10 protein-coding genes and 2 pseudogenes are annotated in these 17,046 nt (G+C 60.6%); 2 read left to right on the plus strand and 10 right to left on the minus strand.

All coding sequences use genetic code 11. From position 1 onward, the window contains the following. Nucleotides 1-3: 3 nt before the first annotated feature. From repC to LB564_RS30840, 6 genes and pseudogenes are all read right to left on the minus strand, one after another. The gene (gene repC / locus LB564_RS30810; protein ID WP_224542825.1) at nt 4-1,344 is read right to left on the minus strand and encodes a plasmid replication protein RepC; all 1,341 of its coding nucleotides are present in this window, start codon (nt 1,342-1,344) and stop codon (nt 4-6) included. A gap of 154 nt (nt 1,345-1,498) precedes the next feature. Further along, nucleotides 1,499-2,479: a plasmid partitioning protein RepB gene (gene repB / locus LB564_RS30815; protein ID WP_140707432.1), complete on the minus strand. Its 981-nt coding sequence runs from the start codon at nt 2,477-2,479 to the stop codon at nt 1,499-1,501. Nucleotides 2,480-2,556: 77 nt separating this feature from the next. Then, nucleotides 2,557-3,759, minus strand: a complete 1,203-nt coding sequence (gene repA / locus LB564_RS30820; RefSeq protein WP_224542826.1) for a plasmid partitioning protein RepA — start codon at nt 3,757-3,759, stop codon at nt 2,557-2,559. A 1,428-nt stretch (nt 3,760-5,187) separates the two neighbouring features. Beyond that, entirely contained in the window at nt 5,188-8,463 is a 3,276-nt protein-coding gene (locus LB564_RS30830; RefSeq protein WP_224542827.1) for an error-prone DNA polymerase, read from the minus strand. After that, on the minus strand, nt 8,460-9,983 hold the full coding sequence (locus tag LB564_RS30835) for a Y-family DNA polymerase (RefSeq protein ID WP_224542828.1): 1,524 nt from the start codon (nt 9,981-9,983) through the stop codon (nt 8,460-8,462). The genes LB564_RS30830 and LB564_RS30835 overlap by 4 nt, the downstream gene beginning before the upstream one ends. Then, nucleotides 9,898-10,649: pseudogene (locus LB564_RS30840) on the minus strand (ImuA family protein). Before LB564_RS30840 ends, LB564_RS30835 begins: the two are co-directional and overlap by 86 nt. A gap of 594 nt (nt 10,650-11,243) precedes the next feature. Here LB564_RS30840 and LB564_RS30845 point away from each other — a divergent pair. After that, a pseudogene (locus tag LB564_RS30845) lies at nt 11,244-11,399 on the plus strand (IS481 family transposase); the annotation flags it as partial. Between the two features lie 103 nt (nt 11,400-11,502). Here LB564_RS30845 and LB564_RS30850 read toward each other — a convergent pair. Then, nucleotides 11,503-11,790 (minus strand): hypothetical protein, encoded by a 288-nt coding sequence (locus LB564_RS30850; RefSeq protein ID WP_224542829.1) that lies wholly within the window; start codon nt 11,788-11,790, stop codon nt 11,503-11,505. 138 nt (nt 11,791-11,928) lie between these two features. Here LB564_RS30850 and LB564_RS30855 point away from each other — a divergent pair, with 138 nt between their 5' ends. Continuing rightward, a complete protein-coding gene (locus tag LB564_RS30855; protein ID WP_224542830.1) occupies nt 11,929-12,174 on the plus strand; it encodes a hypothetical protein in 246 nt (81 codons plus the stop codon). A gap of 2,003 nt (nt 12,175-14,177) precedes the next feature. Here LB564_RS30855 and LB564_RS30860 read toward each other — a convergent pair. The 3 genes from LB564_RS30860 to LB564_RS30870 form a co-directional block, all read right to left on the minus strand. Beyond that, a complete protein-coding gene (locus LB564_RS30860) occupies nt 14,178-14,330 on the minus strand; it encodes a hypothetical protein (RefSeq protein ID WP_224542831.1) in 153 nt (50 codons plus the stop codon). A gap of 993 nt (nt 14,331-15,323) precedes the next feature. Next, nucleotides 15,324-16,175: an ABC transporter ATP-binding protein gene (locus LB564_RS30865; RefSeq protein WP_224542832.1), complete on the minus strand. Its 852-nt coding sequence runs from the start codon at nt 16,173-16,175 to the stop codon at nt 15,324-15,326. Next, nucleotides 16,123-16,803 carry an ABC transporter transmembrane domain-containing protein gene (locus LB564_RS30870; protein ID WP_224542833.1) on the minus strand — a complete coding sequence of 227 codons (681 nt, stop codon included), beginning with the start codon at nt 16,801-16,803 and terminating at the stop codon, nt 16,123-16,125. The genes LB564_RS30865 and LB564_RS30870 overlap by 53 nt, the downstream gene beginning before the upstream one ends. Nucleotides 16,804-17,046: the final 243 nt, after the last annotated feature.

A 17,046-nucleotide genomic window follows, 5' to 3' on the forward strand; every position in this document is an offset into this window, starting at 1 on the left:
CCGTCACTCCCAGCCCCTGTTTTTCATGCTGAGCCGCAGAGCCTCGCTGATTTCGGTGTGTCTGGGGCGATCAACTAGATCGTTGCCGACGTCCGCCTCCGTCCAGGACGGTTCTGCCGGGGACTTCCCTGCCTTTTCGTCAAGCCTGGCCCGGAGCAGTGCCATGATCATAGGCCATACAGAAAACTGTCCGCCACGAGCCCTTTCCGTCAGGTTCCTGAGATAGCCCCCCAAACTGTTGATATGATTGCTCCGCTGGAGGATCCCTGCAACCGTTGCTGCCGCTTGTTCCGGACCCATGGCTTCGACGGCTTCCTGCCAAGCGCTCGGACTGATCCCCATATGGGGCCGGGCAAGCTCGGCCGCGGCCACAAAGTCCCGCCATGTTCGAATTTGCCCCCCACGTACCATGGTCAGGATTTCGGGGCAGGCATCCAGGACCATCCCTAGGGGCAGATCGCGTTTGGGCAAACTGCGCACATTATCGTATTTCGCAGCCGTGGCGCTCGCTTCGTTCTCTTTTCCAGAGCGTTTTTCAGATTCATCGGTAGAATTAGAGTGTGGGTTTGAATTCTGTATGTGGCGCTCAAAATGGGACTCATTGGCGCTCATATTTTGTGATTTCACGAACGTTTCCAGCAGTTGATGGACCTGCGTCCAAAGATCCTCCAACTCGTCGGCAATCGTCTCGAGCACCTGCCGCGATGCCGTACGCGGTAGCTTCGCGATGATTGTCTCGTACCGCCTCAGGAACCGTCCCCAATCGGCCGGCACATCTTCATTGAGCCCTGCATCGATAATCTTGACGATATCGCGCCGGCAGATCGTAAGGCGCTCCTTGACCAGCTTATAGGCCTTCCGCTCGTGCTGGACCGCGGCTGCCAATTCCTTGAACTCGCCAGCGCGCGCCACGATCGGCGACAGGTCGAAACCATAGGCCTGCTCAACCTGACCTCCCTGGCCTTTACGGGCAAAGCGTTTGCCATTCGGGCTGTCGCGCCGGATCACCAGGCCACACGTGACCAGAACAGACAGGTGGCGCCTGAGCGTCGCCGGCGACATGCCGTTGGCACGGCGGATAAGCTGCTCATTCGACGGGAAGACGACGAGACCGCCCTCGCCCGAAAGTTCGTCATCACGGTGAAACGTCAGCAAGGCGTTAAGGATCGCCAATGCGCGGTCGGTAGCGCCGAGCGCTTCCTTGGCTTCCCTGATATTCCCGAAGGCCTGCCACTTGGAAACCGTGGCATCGGAATCGATCTTTCCAGCCCTGGCCTGACTTGCAATTATGTCAAGCGACATTGACCGCCGCCCAAAGGGCGTCGTTGCGATATGCGTCCCCATCTTCCTTCACCTAACGCTAGGCAAAAGAAATCTGCTCGCCAAACGACGTCCAAAGCACTTGACAGTGATTCGCGGATTTGCGATTCTCAGCTTGCTACAGACTTGAGAAGGGCTTCCGTGACGGTGACGTTCGGGGGCCTTTTTCTTTTGCGGTTTAGTCTCCTGTTTGAACCTTCTGTGTCTTCTTGAAGGCTTGGTAGAGATCCTCAAGGTTCTCCGAGAGCCACACTCCAAACCCCGGTTGATTCTTCGACGACAGGGAGATGCTGACCGCTCTGCCCTTCACGCCAACCTTGGCAAGAACGGCCTGATCGGATGATGACCATGATGTCGTGGTGGACGGCGCCAACTTCTTCCTGGACCGGTGAAGAAGCGCGGCCAAGACGAAATTGAACCGTTCGGCCTCATCCACCTGTCGTATCTCTGCACTCTCGACCAGGTCCACAGCGGCGGCCGCATTCTTTGGCGCCAGAACCGCCTTCTTGAGTTCCTCCCATCGGTCACGACCGACACCTTTTGCGGGTCCCAAAGTGCGGATCACCACCGCGGGAATGACATCAACGACGGAAAGCATCCTGGAAAGCACAGAATCATCGACCGTCAATGCGGCCTTCGCAGTCTCCTTCGAGTGGCCAAGGTCCAGCACTTGCCGGGCAAACAATGCGCGTTCGATGAACGAAAGGTCCGCTCTGGCCGAGTTTTCCTGACCTTGTGCGACCACAGCGGCCTCGTCCGCCATAGGCTTGATCACCGCGCGCACTGGTACACCGATCTCGGCCGCGGCCTTTAGCCGTCGCCGGCCAAAGACGACCATATACCGGCCATGCTCGGTTGGATGCGGCCGGACCAGTATTGGTGACGCCTGGCCATTTGCCCGCATCGCGGCCACCAGATCGCGATAGTCCTGGTCATCCAGTTCCATCCTGTCCGCTGTCGGCGAAGCATTGACGAGGCCCGGGTCCAAGGCGACGACCGCTTCCCCTTCCAAAAGCCTGGCAGAGTTCTGCGACATCTCATCCAGCGACAACATCATCGTTCGCGATGCTCCGCGCCGGGCGTACTGAGACCGCGCGGCGGCGTCGGCTACCGCCGCGTCCGGGCTTATTATGCTCGTCAGCAAGCCTTTCCTAGCCATTTTTCAGCGCTCCATCCAACCTAAGGCCCTGACGAACATCGAAAAAACGCCGATTTGCACGGCTGTCAAAATCTCGCTCATCGACGCCCCCACGCGCGGTGGATAAGCGTGACGATCTCAGAATTCACCGCGTTCATGCTCTCGATCGCCCGATCATAGGTCGAGCGTACGAATTGTGAGCGATCGACTTCGTAAAGCGTCTGCTTGGTCATGCCGGCATCGGAAATCGCCGTCGATTTAAGCATATTCGCCTTCAGCATGTGCTCGACGAACATGGCTTGCATGAAGCCGACCATTTGCGTCTGGGGTCCGTCGGTCGGTTCATACCGCGTCACAAGATATCGGAACCACTTCAGTTTCACGGTGGCTCCAGCCGCCTTGATCGACTGCAATATGCCGCCCAGCATCAGAAGAAATTGCGACATCGACATTATGTCCAACATCTGTGGGTGCACGGTAATCAGAACGGCCGTCGACGCCGTCAGCGCCGTCAGCGTGAGATAACCCAGCTGGGGCGGGCAATCGACAATGACGACATCATAGCGATCATCGACTGATTTGAGCGCATTCGAAATCCGTGTGAAGAACGTCCGTCCTTCAACTGACTGCTTCGAAGCGGCCAGGGGAGTTTCATACTCGTATTCCTGCAATTCCAGATTCGCTGGGATGATGTCGAGACCAGGGAAGTTGGTGGGCTGGATAAGCTCCGCGATGTCCTTTCGCTCGTCATCGTAACGAAGGGCCTCGTAGAGGGATGGATTTTGGTCGAGTTCCGGTTGGATTCCATGCAGCGCCGTCAAGGAGGCCTGGGGATCGAGGTCGATCGCCAAGACTCGGTGCCCGGTGAGCGCGAGGTATTGCGCCAAATGGGCGGCGGTGGTCGTCTTACCGGAGCCGCCTTTAAAGTTCACGACAGAGACAATCTGCATCGCGTCACCGAGGCGCCGATGCGGCAAATATTGCTTCATTCCAGGACGGCCGTGCTTGTCCAGATACCGCCGCAGATCCAGCATCTGCGCAGCCGTGTAAGTACGCCGGCCCGAGGGGGTGGTCGCCGGTACCGGTCCTTTGCCGTCCAGATGCAGCTTTTTTACGTTGTTCGACGTCACGCCTAAAAACTCGGCAACTTCCGACAGCGAAAACGCTCTCAGTCCCTTGGCTGCATTGGGTGGATACTGTTCGAATCGAAGGATGTTCAGCTTGTCGGAGATCAGTTCGCCTTGCGCGACGATAGCCTCGTCGAAGTCCAGATCAGCGTCTGAATTCGGCCGGATATTCATTTAGGAGCCTCGAATAACGCTTTTTCCGTCTAAAAAGATTTTCAAGCGTGAATAGTGCCCGATTCTCTAAACGACGCAAGGAATTTAAAGTTAATGGAACGTTAACGAAGGCGGCAGCTTTGCCCGATCGATCAGCATGTATCCAAAAAACGACGGCAAGTTCCGAATATCCTGTTGATATTGCTACCAATCTCGGCGATTTGCACGGCTGTCAAATCGCGCTTGCAACGTTAGCCGATTCGCCAGCCCGTATCACACAGGACGGAACAGCGCACCCTGGTTGGTGTCCGAGGCGCGAAGGTCAGGTGGAGTTCCTTGAAAAGGTCGTTCGTACCGCTGCGGCCCGCTCCTCATTCCAAAATCCGCCCCGCGAGCCTTTCGAGGTGACTTATGCGCGCTTGCTGCCGGCTCGTTTCGATGAAACCCCAACCCGCCTCGCTTTGATTGCGGGATGGCATCTGGGCCGCTTCGCGGCGATTATGGGGAAGGATTGGAGAGTTGCCCGCGGTGACGTTGCGGCGCCGGGAGGGCCGAAAGCGATATTCGGCCGAGCCGTGCGAGTTGCGTGCGCGCGGTGCGTTAGTGGCCGGACGCGGGTGCCCCGGACCGTCACGCGCTCCGGGCAGCGTCGTTCATAGCGGCGCGGCCTGGCCCCCTACGCTTGTCCTCGCAGTGTCTGGCGGATGATCCAAGCGTTGAGATCACCTTGGCCTTAGGCCCACTGCCATGCGGCCTAGGTTTGAGAAGTACCGCGGCTGCGTATAGTCAGTTGAGAAGCCGTATCCGACTCATGTGCAACGACTATGAGCAACTCATACTCTGGGCCGAATACCGCACGATGATCCAGCGCCTCGAACTCGGCGTTCCGACGCGACAGACCGAGGCCGATCTGCCCAGGGCTGTCGACATCAAGGTGAACGATATGGGCCAAGTCATGAGGGCGGCAGGCAATGGAGTCGGGTTGGGACCCATGAATTTCAGCTTTCCGCCATGCAGGCCGTGCGGCGGGCCAGTCTTCAACTTCCGCTCCGAGGGACGCAGCTCGCCAAGAGGAATCGTTGTCTTGTGCCGGCATGGGCCTTCTTCGAGTTCACGGGCAAGAAATAGCCAAAAGCCAAGCATCGCTTCACGATGAACGGCGAAGCATTCGTGGCAATCGCCGGCATCTGGCGGGTAGGGGAGGGGGACGGGCCGCCGACCTTTCAATATTGACGACCGATCCGGACATACGGCCCTATCACGAGCGGCAGGTCATTGTTTTGAGGCAGGAAGATTGGCGCATTGGATCTATCTGACCAAGGCGCAAGCTGACCTACTGAAGCCATTGCCGGCCGGACCGCTTCAGGTCGAGACTGTTAGAACAGGGAAGTGACTGACGAGGCGAGATGGAGGGCGACCCAGGCGCGGCGACGTTTCGAGCCGTGCCGCTCATTTGAAATCTCGTGGCTTCACCGTGATCGTGTCGATATGCAGATCTGGAATGTAGATGTCGCGTGGGCGCAACCGCCCCGCAGGCAAACCGCGCGGATCGGGCGTCGGACTGCCATGATGGAACTCGTCGCCCCGGCCATGGGGCAGCGGGAACGCGGCATCGCGATTGCCGACACTGGCGAGTTCGGCCGACAAGTCGACGAGCCGTTGGGCTACGAGATGAACCACATCCCCCTCTCGTTGTATGCGGCCATGTACAGCGATCATGCCGGCCGAGAGCACGACGCGGCGATATTGTTCGAACACCTTGACCCAGACGACGAGGTTCGCGATGCCGGTTTCGTCCTCAAGCGTGATGAACATCACGCCCTTGGCGCTGCCGGGACGCTGCCGCACCAGAACAATGCCCGCAGCCTCAAGCCAGGACCGATCACGCGCCTCCATCGCCTCCCGGCACGTGACGATGCGCCGGCGGCGCAGGTCATCGCGCAGAAACGAGACGGGATGGGCGCGCAGCGACAGGCCGACATGGCCGTAATCCTCGACCACTTCGCCGCCCGCTGTCATTGGCCGCAGCGACACGACCGGCTCGTCCACTTCAGGAACGGCGCGCACCTGGCGAGCAGACGCCGCGGCGAACAGGGGAAGCGGCTCCTCGCGCAGCGCCTTGATGGCCCATAGCGCCTCGCGCCGTGCCAGCCCCAGGCACGGACGGAAGGCATCGGCATCGGCAAGCTGGACAAGCGCTGCTGAGGGTACACCGGCGCGACGCCAGAAATCGTCAACCGAAGCAAAAGGCCGATCGGCTCTCGCGGCAACGATCGCGGCGCCATGCGCGTTGGCGAGCCCGCGCGTCATGCGCAGGCCAAGGCGGACGGCAAAGCGGCTGTCATTTTCCGTTGACTCGAGCAGGCAGTCCCATCGCGAGGCATTGACGCAGACGGGACGGACCTCGACGCCGTGCTCGACCGCATCGCGCACGATCTGGGCAGGCGCATAAAAGCCCATTGGCTGCGCGTTGAGGAGGGCGGCGCAAAACACGTCCGGGTGCCAGCATTTCAGCCAGGCGCTGGCATAGGCGATGAGCGCAAAGGAGGCAGCGTGGCTTTCCGGAAATCCGTAAGAGCCGAACCCCTCAAGCTGCTTGAACGTGCTTTCGGCAAAATCCCGCTCATAGCCATTGTCGACCATGCCCTGGATCAGCTTCTCCTTGAAGGAAGAGACACCGCCGGTGAACTTGAACGTCGCCATCGACTTGCGCAGCAAGTCGGCTTCGCCAGGCGTAAAACCGGCGCATTCGATTGCGACCCGCATCGCCTGTTCCTGGAAAAGGGGAACCCCGAGCGTCTTGCCGAGCACCTTCTCCAGCTCCGGCTTCGGGTAATGGACCGGCTCAAGGCCTTGCCGGCGCCGCAAATATGGATGGACCATGTCGCCCTGGATGGGTCCCGGCCGGACAATGGCGACCTGGACGACGAGATCATAGAAAGTGCGAGGTTTCAGCCGCGGCAGCATCGACATCTGCGCGCGGCTCTCGATCTGGAATGTGCCGAGTGTGTCCGCCTTGCGGATCATGGCGTAGGTGCGCGGATCCTCGGCGGGGATAGTTGCCAAATCGAGGTTGATGCCCTTGTGGTCAGCCAGGAGATCGAAGCCTCGTTTCATGCAGCTCAACATGCCCAGCGCCAGGACGTCGACTTTCATGAATTTCAGGGCGTCGATATCGTCCTTGTCCCATTCGATGATCTGGCGATCATCCATTGCGGCGGGCTCGATCGGCACCAGCTCGTCAAGCCGGTCATGGGTCAGCACGAAGCCGCCAGGATGCTGCGACAGATGGCGCGGCGCGCCCATCAGCTGGCGGGCGAGATCAAGCGCCATGCGCAGACGTCGGTCACCGAGATTGAGGTTGAGCGCCTCGACATGCTTGGGCTCGACGCCTTCCTGCGACCAACCCCAGACCTGACTGGACAAGGTTCTAATGAGGTCCTCGGTGAGCCCAAGGGCCTTACCGACATCGCGCAATGCCCCCTTGGTGCGATAGCGGACAACGGTCGAGCAGAGTGCCGAATGGTCGCGACCATAGGTTTCGTAAACCCACTGCATGACTATCTCGCGCCGTTCGTGCTCGAAGTCGACGTCGATATCGGGAGGCTCGCGTCGCTCCTCGGAGACGAAGCGCTCGAACAGCAGATCGTTGCGGCCGGGATCGATGCTGGTGATGCCGAGCACGTAGCACACCGCTGAATTCGCGGCCGAGCCTCGGCCTTGACACAGAATGTCTTTCGATCTCGCGAAGCGCACGATGCTGTTCACGGTGAGGAAATAGGGCGCGTAGCGCAGCTTTTCGATCAGCCGCAATTCGTGCTTTAGCGAGGCGCGCACGCTGTCCGGCACCCCCTCGGGATACCGTTCATCGGCTCCCTCCCAGGTCAACTTCTCAAGCGTCTGCTGCGGGTTCAGCGTCGGATCGCCGCGTTCCTCTGGATATTGATAGGCGAGTTCGGCGAGATCGAAGCGGCAGCGTGACACGATCTCCAGTGTGCGAGCCACGGCTTCCGGATTGCGCGGGAACAGGCGATGCATCTCCTGCGGGGGCTTCAGGTAGCGATCGGCGTGGCGCTCGCGTCGGTGTCCAAGTTCGCCGATGGTGACGTGATGACGGATGCAGGTGACGACGTCCTGCAGGACCCGGCGGTCCGGTGCGTGGAAGAGCACGTCATTTGTGACGACAGTCGCCACACCGACGTCATTTGCCATGGTCGCCAGATCGTGCAGCCTCAGCTGATCGTTCGGTCGTCGGCGCAAGGTGAGCGCCACGTAGGCGCGGTCGCCGAAGACGACGCGCAGCCGCCGCAGATGCAGGCCACAGCACTCGTCAGCCTGGTCGGGAAGTAAAACGGCGAGCAGGCCTTCGCCGTAGGCGACGAGGTCTGCCCAGTCGAGGATGCATTTGGCCTTGCCGCCGCGTTTCTTGCCGAGCGACAGCAGCTGGCAGAGCCGGGCATAGGCGGCGCGATCGGTTGGATAGACCAGGACGGACATGTCGTCGGCGAGATCGAGCCGGCAGCCGACGACAAGGCGGACGCCGGTGGCCTTGGCCGCCTCATGGGCGCGCACGATCCCGGCGAGCGAGTTGCGGTCGACGACTGCCAGCGCCTCGATGCCGGCCACCGCGGCCTGGGCAAACAACTGCTCGCATGATGAGGCGCCACGCAGGAAACTGAAATGCGATGTGACCTGTATTTCCGCGTAGCGGGGGCGGTCCGTCATCCGAACACCCCATGCAAGAACCAGCGATGCGATCCCGTGGCCGCATCCTGGCCGTCTCCGGAGCGGAAAATCCAATAACGTTCGCCGCCATCGTCCTCGACGCGGAAATAATCGCGGACCGCCGCCAGTTCCGCGTCGCAACGCCACCACTCGCCGAAAATGCGTTCCGGTCCATCGGCGCGGCGAACACGGCGTCGGATGCCGCGCCAGATGAACGACATCGGCGGATGATCGGGCAACAGCGCAACGGTCTCGATCGGTTCGGGCGAGGGCAGGAGCCGGGCCGGGCGCGGCCAATGACCTGGCCATGTGGCACCGGAGTCCGGCGCCATTGCCGGAATGCGGCGCACCGATCGCTCCGGAACATCGGTGGCGACCGGGGCGGCGCGATAGACTGAGCGTTCGCCGACACGGTTGGCCAGGACATCGATCAAATCGGACACGTCCGGTGCCACATCGTCGACCAGGGAGGTCATGAGCTGCCGGCCGGCAAGCGGCTCGGCAAGTATCGCCGTCAGCGTCATGATCTCGATCCCAAAGCCGGGGTCGATCGTTTCGACCTTGTCGGTCAAAAGCCGCGTCAGGCGCTTGGCGTCGCGTACGGGCAGGGCGGTGCCGACGCGGATGGCCTGGGCGCTGCTGTCGACGCGGTTGCAAATGAGGTCCAGACGCCGGACGCCGAGCCCCTTGGACTCCAACGCCTGGCGCAGGGCAGCGACGAGTTCGCCAATGTAGTGTTTTATGGTCTCGGCCGCCCCAATCGGCTCGGCAAAGCTGCGTCTGACCTCGATCAGGTCCTCGCCCCGTATCGGATCGATCAGCTCGTTAAGGACGCCAAGCGCCTGATCGACCCGCCGCCAGACTTGGGGGCCGAACCGCAATGCAAAAGGCGCACGCGGCTGCACGATCAGATCGGCGATGCGTTCGAAGCCAAGGACGCGCAGGCCCTCGATCGTGTCAGCCGGCAGGCGCAGTGCCGAAAGCGGCAGCTGTGCAATCGCTGAGGCGGCGTGTCCTGGCGGGGCAACGACTGTCGGTCTGGTCGCATGACGCGCGAGCGCGTGCGCTGCTCCCCAGGTGTCGGCGATCGCCGACCGACTGGTGAACCCGGACGCACCCAGCCGGTCAACCAGGCCAGCGAGCATCCCTTCCTCGCCGCCGTGCAGATGATCGGCACCCGTTGTATCGAGGACGATGCCGTCCGGCAAATCGACCGCAACGAGCGGGGCGTAACGCCGCAACAACCAGACGGCTAGCCGGCCGAGCGCCTCTGCGTCGCCGGCAGCATCATATTCTCGAACGATCAGCTTGGGGACGAGAACACGGGCCTTGGTGGCAGCCATGCCGACGCGCGCGCCCGCGGTCCAGGCCGCCGTGTCCGCAGCCAGCACCACCTCCCGTCTCCCGAGCAGGCCAGTCAGCACGAGCGGCGCCTCAGCCGGAGGCGCGGCGTCGCCACCCTTGCGCCGCAGCCTGTCGGTCGACCAGGTGGGAAGGAACAGCGAGACGACCCTTGCCATCGCAGGCCTCCAGTTCAAAATCCGCACTTTCGCCAGCTCGCGACCGGATGAGCTCGACCAGCCAGCGGTGGCGGCCCACACCGGGAACAGGCAATGGAGCCGAAGGCAGCACCGAAATGCGCCATCGGGTCACAGCCGCGGTCGGTTGACCGAAATCGGCAGCTTCGGTCTGCCGTCGCCAGCGCCGCAGGGCGATGCCGATGGTGCCGGTCTCTTCGGCACAAAGCTGAAGCCGCCGGGAGGCCGTCATGTCGAGGCGGGCGACTTCGCCGACCACGGTGCCGAGCCCGCCGTGCCGCAAGCCTTCCTCCACGCAAGCAAGCAAGGTCTTGTCGTTGCCGGCTTCAGCGTAGATGACCCGGTCGGGTGCCAAGCCTGCCTGCGCCAGAGCCGGCGCGAACAGGTCGGGGCGTGGGATCACCCACAGGACCTTGCCTCTAGTACGGGCGGCGATCCCGGCGGCGAAAAGCGCCGCGGCTGCGGCATCGATCGCACCGTTGCCGCCGCCGGCGATCTCATGCAGGGCACCGAGCGCCAGCCCGCCACCCGGAAGCCGCGTGTCGAGGTCGGCGATGCCAAAGGGCAGACCGACTTGATACGCCGACTTCGGCCTTCGATTTTTTCGATCGACGTGCGCAATGTACCGATAGCGGGTTGTGGCCGCACCTTAACCGAACCTTCAGCAGGATAGGAATTTGTTCTCTATTTGTTCCAAAACTAATCAAGAGTCAAGCGATATGCAGGGACGCCTCTTGGCACGACACCGCCAAAGATGGACGAGCACGAAAGGCACAAAAGTGACCGCCAAGAAACTGCTCGGCCGGTCAAGGACGAAACCACGTCTGTCATTGCGCCGTTGCCGGGCGGTAGGGGTGGCGGCGGGTGCTGGAGGATAGCGCCTTACAACGGGCGACGCAGCCCAAGCTATCGTCGGCGATAACTGTCGCGAGGCGCTGGAACTACTCGCCAAGCAGGAACAACTGCTCTATGCTTAGGCGGTGCCGTTAGCAAGATCGGGTTGCCTGGCGGGGGCGTTGCATGTTCGAAGTCGTGCATTGTGGCGAGCGCGAGCCAAAGCGCAGCGTCTTGGCCTGATCGTAATAGCGATACTGGGATGGCTGGTCTTCGGGCCGCAAACAGCGAGTGCAGCACCGAACTGGACGCTCGATTCGGCCGCTTCGGTGCTTACCTACCAGTCAGTCAAGAAGAACACGATCGTCGAAACCAACAAGATCAGGAATCTCACCGGTACACAACGAGCTGCGCAGCCATCTCACCGATTTCGTCACCGCCTACAACTTCGCTAAGCGGCTCAAAACCCTCACACCCTACGAGTTCATCTGTAGGGCCTGGACAAAAGAGCCCGAACGATTCACCCTCAATCCGCTCCAGCACATGCCGGGACTAAACATCTAGCGACCTGTTTGAGGTCTAGATAAAACTTTCCCCGTCAAACAACCACCGGCAGCGACAGGGGCATCTCCTGTCTCGGCGCGATGTTGTATCGCTGCGGGTACCATCAGTGCTGTTGCTGCCGGCCTTCGAGGCGAGCGGCCTCCCTCAGATCAATGTCGATCTGGTCGCGTATCGCATCAGCTAGCGACAACTGCAATTCGAGGTTATCAGGGTAGTAGGCCTTGATCCAGGCGGTCGTCATTTGCGCGATAGCCATCTTCTGGCTGACGTCGGAGAGACCGCGCATTGGCTTTGCCATCTTCAAGACCGCACGATGAATTGCAGGCAGTTCGCGTCTGACGGTGGCAAAAATCTCGGGTTGCTCAGTTTCAGTCGCACGCAGCGGTTTCATGGGAATGCCTCCATTTGCCGACAGTGAACAAAATGAGAACAAAGAGTCAATCCCTCTTGACCTCACAGGAATATGTTCCTAACTTTGGGGTATGGCGCACGATCCGATAGACACGCTGGGCAAGGCGACCCGGCAAACATGCTTGTGAAGGTGGAATGCAGTTGCGGCAATGTCCGCTACTACCGGTCCGCCGATCTCATGATGGTCTATGGCGGCGGGGTCGACCCGCTTAAGCTGAAATTCGATTGCAGCCCATGCAAGCCGTCGATCAAGATCACGCTGCTCGAAGTCCATCCCGAGCACCTTCCCAAGAAATTGATGATCCACAAGCCGATGAAGGTGGACGGCAAGATCACCTGGTACACTGAACGGTTCAAAGGGTGAGGGCGGTTTCCCAATCTGCGGCACAGGCGGGCTCCATGACGCTGCGTCAAATCACCTAACATTTCGCAGCTACAATCCTCACTAACTTTCCCGGCGTTGTGGAACGCGGGCAGTGTCGAACAATATCATTTGTCGACTGGGGGGTATGGCTCAATCTTACCCGTGCGGCGGGCGACAACTTGGAGATGACCACATGCACGGCAATCTTGGCCCTGTACGTCGCGCGCGCGTCGTTCGTCGCGACAACACCTGGACGTTCAGTGAAAGCGAGATTTTAAGAACAGATTGGCCCGAAGACCCTCTCGCAGCAAGAAATGACACCTCTCGATAGTTTGTTTTTCCGGAACATTAGGTGGCGACGCGTCTTCCTTAAGACATGATGACAGGAGGAGGGGGCTTTGACCCAAAGGAGGATCGATAGAGAAAAGTTGGACCGCGCGGCTGACGTAGCCAGACTGGTCAACGCCGCCGAGCGCGAAGCGCGGGAGTCCAAGACGGCGCGGCTTCGAGAACTACGCCTTCAGCAACAACAGACAGGTAAGCATGAGCGGGAAGTTGAGCGGGCAAAACGTGGCCCTACGAGATAGGGTCTGGCTTAGTGGCCATCCGCTCTAGCAGCTTACGGGACTTCGCGATGATGGGGCAGGTCTCCGCGTTGGCGATGTGCAAGTCTACCAGTTTAGCCGTTGTCTAGCGGATGCACGACTTCTCTTCAAAAGGTGGTATGTCCCCACTTGTCGTGGCGGAAGGCGAGTACTGCTAGGTAACCCAGTTGAAACATCCCCGTTAGTGGGCGCGGATCGCGGCTCCGTCTCCGACTTCCAAGCGCAACCGAGCAAATTCGCCAATCAAGGCACGCTTTCGTTCCTGCTGGAGCGCAAGGCTGAGACGCAAGGCGGCGCCAGCACGATCTCATTAAAGCCGTCGGAATATCGGCAATCATGCCCGGCTAACTAGCCATCGGGAAAACTTCATCTCCATCCTTCGCGGAAGCCCGTCTATGGCGAACGCGCTGGAATATTCTGGCGCTCACCAACTTGGAGGCTGCACTGATCCATCAGTGCTCCCCTGTGCGCGAGCTGGCCGGCTGCCCAAAGTGGCCGGTTCTTTCCTCCCTGCGCGAGAGGCTGGTTACCACAGTCGCCACTTGCCAAGACGCCGAGAGAGCTAAGAGGATAAGCGCTGGCCACCACGGGATTGCGATCGCCTCGCCGAACCAGCAAGAAGCCAGAGTAGGCCAGCGTACGGCGAAGACCCTGAACCGCTCACCCAGGCTGTCAAGACCTTGACGCAGGCCCACTCCCGCCGCCGCCGCACCGTGTCCATTGATGACCATCTGGCAGCGTGGCTGCAGGCCAACCTGGCCGACGTGACCGTCAATTCGCGTATCGGAAGAGTCTCGCAGGTCCGAGATTGCCGCTTTCGAGACTGTCACTGCGCTATTGCTTTTGCCCAACCTCACCCCGGTTGATAACCGCCGACACTGTAACGTTCGCGCTGCACCGGTTCCAGCAGGTTGCAGTGAAAGCGGCCCGCCCCGGGTGGAACTAGGGGCAGGGACGCTGATCTGTCGATTGTGTCAGCCCCAGGCCGGAGGTCCCTCCGCCTGGGTGGAGAACGAACGTCTATTCCGCCGGTCTAACGATCTTGGCCGATTTGGGCCCTTCCGAGTGACGATGTTCCAATGACGGCGATCTTCGGCGCTTCCAACATCTTCGATAGACTTCGCCACGGCTCATGTCTTGTCGTCACGGTCTCCAGACCGTCTGCTGGCCCCGGTTCGAATGGTTCGGCCCGTATTATCGGTTCGAGGTCATAGACCGGGCGCTTTTTCGGGTGACGCTTGTGCAGGTGCAAAACCCGGCAGCAGAGCGGCAACCTCCTCAATCAAACTGGTGCGCGCGTTCTGCCGCGATGTGCGACCCGACACGGATTTCACCCCATAACGCCATGGGCTTCGCGGTTCGGCCGCCGAGGCGGGCATTTAATAGCTGGCCAACCCACTATGCTGCGCGAATGATCTCCAGGCCTGTCTCGTCGAGATCGAGATCGAGGTCGAACGCGACTACTCGACCATGCCTGACTGCTATTGCCGCCACCAACCCGGCGAGCTCCAAATCAGTGTGCTCGCAAAACGCAGCCAGGTTCCTGATCATGGTGATCGCATCCCGGGTCGACACGATGGAGGCCCGCCTGCGGGAGTTCACAAAGGCTTCCGCGACCTCCGCTACAGATGACGTTCGGTCGGAGTTGCCTGGCACGATTGCACCTCTGTACGTGTCGTGTGAATGGTGGCTCTCCTTTCGCCGTCGCTCCAGAACCCTGCTTTTAACGGCGCGGCGTCTACCGGGCTTTGATCTGAAGCGACTTATGGCATTCTCATGCGATCCGCCCGGCGCGGGTATAAGGAGGTTGGTCTTGGCACGCCCTTCGTGCTAGGGGCGCTGGGAGCGTGCCATGCTTGGGCGCCCGTCGTAGCACCGGTTTTGCGGCAGAGCGGAAGTGCCCGACATTGCTCGTCTCTGCCTGCTTATTGCGAGTACACAACCTTGATCTTGCGGGGATGTTCCACCTCGAATTGAATGCCAGCTAAAAACGGAACCGGTAGGCGGTGTGCGGACGAAGTTGCCAAGTTGAAGTGCGTGTTTGCTCCAAACTGGCGAACTGCCTTAGAGGCATATCAGCACGCATATGCCGGTTGTGCGCTATCGCGATTTAGCGCCCTGGCCTCCCGCCACCATGGCGACGGCAAATGAACGTCCTCTCCTTGAGGAACTAGGGACGGCCAAGGGACCGCACTTACTCCTGCCCGTAGACTGATGAATCCACAGGCAGACCGCCACGGACCCCGATTGGTTCGACTGAAACTCTTCCGGCTCAAGGTGCTTAATGGCAAAGTCCGTGTACCGCGCCCAGAGATCGACTGTATGTGTGAATGACGGGCTCCGAAGGACGTAGAATCGAACGGCCGTGCTGGGAGCGTTTTGAGGCAGTTCGCGCCGATGCCTCAGACGCTGGACAGGGCTCCTATCAAACGCGCCCGAAAGCAGTTTATTCAGCCGCGTCGAGGGTCAGTCCTTCTGCCTGCACTCTCCACATGCGAGCGAATAAATTTCCACGCGCCTTGAGTTCTGTAACGCTGCCGTCTTCTACCACGCGGCCTTCATCCATAACCAGAATACGATCGAAGCTGGACAGCGTCGAAAGGCGATGGGCGACCCGATTACAGTTCGGTCCCGAAACATCTTGACCAGTGACGACTGGATCACCAATTCGGATTCGGTATCCAGGGCAGATGTTGCTTCGTCCAAAACAATCACGGGAGCAGCCTTGAGGAAAGCGCGGGCAATACCGATTCTCTGACGCTGACCGCCCGAGAGCTTGACTCCCCGCTCGCCGACAAGCGTGTCGTACCCCTGAGGTAACCTCGCGATAAAGGCTTCGCAGTGAGCAGCCCGCGCAGCGGCGTAAACCTCTTCATCGGTGGCCTCGGACCTTGCGAACCGAATGTTCTCCAACACTGTGCGGTGAAACAGAAGAATTTCCTGCGGCACGACGGCCAGCGCTTCGCGAAGGCTATCCTGGGTGACGGAGGCAATTGGCTGACCATCGATCAGGATCTCGCCGCCCTGAACGTCGTAGAGCCGCTGCAGGAGGTGGACGAAGGTCGACTTGCCCGCTCCGGAGGGACCGACGATTCCGACCTTCTGGCCCGGAGGTATGGACAGGTTGAGGTTGTGGATGGCGTCGACTTGAGTGCCGTAAGTGAAGGACACCTTGCGAAACTCGATGGCCCCGCCGCGCGGACGGATGGCCGGCGCATGAGGCAGGTCTACCACGGTCTGCGGCTGGCCGATGATGCGCAGCGTGTCTTCGATGAAGCCGAATGCTGGACCATGTCCACGAGCGACAACGCCATGTCGCGGGACCCATGAAGGATGCGGAACGTCAAAGCGCTGACCAGGACGACGTCGCCGGGCGTAATTTCCCCCTGGCTCCATTGCCGGACCGACCAGGCGAGCATGCCGCCGGCCATAACCCAAAGCGCGATGTCGTGGATGAGCCGCGCTTTTCCGTGTACATCCAGCTGTCCCGCTGGGCATCGGCTTCAGCTCGAAAGCTTGCCGCCAGCCTGGCGTGCTCGCGTGACCGGGCCGAGAACGCTTTGACGGACCACATGTTGGTGATGACATCGATCAGGCTTCCGCCGACCTCGTTGGCATAGGATGCGTATGTGCGGTGCAGGTGCCTTCCCCGTTCCCCGAACGCAAGCAGGCCGCCCATGATGACGACCACTGCGGAAGCCAGGGCCACGGCCATGCGCCAGTCGACGATCGTGAACACGATAACGGTGCCGAGGAAGTCGACCGCCGGCGGCGCAACCCGCCAGATGACGATGTTGGTCAGCGCCCCGAAATTGCCTGCGGTCGCGGTAACCCGCTGGCCAACGGAGCCGGCGAGGTTCTCGGCAAAGTACTTCATCGGCTGGCCGTTGAGGAAGTCGAACAGGCCGAGCCGCATCTGGACGCCGATCGCCAGCGTCGCCTTGCAGCCGAGCCAGCCGCCCGACAGGATCTGCCAAGAAAGGACCCCGTCGCTAGCGGTTAGATGCGCTGTACGCGGAGACACACAGATTACGGGCCAGCAGCCTCTGGCCCGATCTGGCTGCGGTGATTGTCGAACACCTAGGTGTCGTTAATCACCCTTGCTGCTCGCACAAGTGAGGACCAGTCAGCGCCCATGGCTGCGACAAGGTCACGAGCATCTTCGTCGGATATCCCAGTGTGGTCGACAAGCTTCCGTGCCAGCAATTCGAATGCTAATTCTACGATCGTCATAGATCAGACCCTTCCGAAACTACTCACAACGATA

The sequence above is a fragment of the Mesorhizobium sp. ES1-6 genome (assembly GCF_020164775.1).
In the GTDB taxonomy this organism is placed as follows: domain Bacteria; phylum Pseudomonadota; class Alphaproteobacteria; order Rhizobiales; family Rhizobiaceae; genus Mesorhizobium.

What these genes read in the sequence shown, in the direction of transcription:
- LB564_RS30850 (WP_224542829.1), bottom strand. Translation starts at nt 11,790, where the DNA reads ATGAAACCGCTGCGTGCGACTGAAACTGAGCAACCCGAGATTTTTGCC.
- repB (WP_140707432.1), bottom strand. Translation starts at nt 2,479, where the DNA reads ATGGCTAGGAAAGGCTTGCTGACGAGCATAATAAGCCCGGACGCGGCG.
- LB564_RS30860 (WP_224542831.1), bottom strand. Translation starts at nt 14,330, where the DNA reads ATGATCAGGAACCTGGCTGCGTTTTGCGAGCACACTGATTTGGAGCTC.
- LB564_RS30865 (WP_224542832.1), bottom strand. Translation starts at nt 16,175, where the DNA reads ATGGAGCCAGGGGGAAATTACGCCCGGCGACGTCGTCCTGGTCAGCGC.
- LB564_RS30835 (WP_224542828.1), bottom strand. Translation starts at nt 9,983, where the DNA reads ATGGCAAGGGTCGTCTCGCTGTTCCTTCCCACCTGGTCGACCGACAGG.
- LB564_RS30855 (WP_224542830.1), top strand. Translation starts at nt 11,929, where the DNA reads ATGCTTGTGAAGGTGGAATGCAGTTGCGGCAATGTCCGCTACTACCGG.
- LB564_RS30830 (WP_224542827.1), bottom strand. Translation starts at nt 8,463, where the DNA reads ATGACGGACCGCCCCCGCTACGCGGAAATACAGGTCACATCGCATTTC.
- repC (WP_224542825.1), bottom strand. Translation starts at nt 1,344, where the DNA reads ATGGGGACGCATATCGCAACGACGCCCTTTGGGCGGCGGTCAATGTCG.
- repA (WP_224542826.1), bottom strand. Translation starts at nt 3,759, where the DNA reads ATGAATATCCGGCCGAATTCAGACGCTGATCTGGACTTCGACGAGGCT.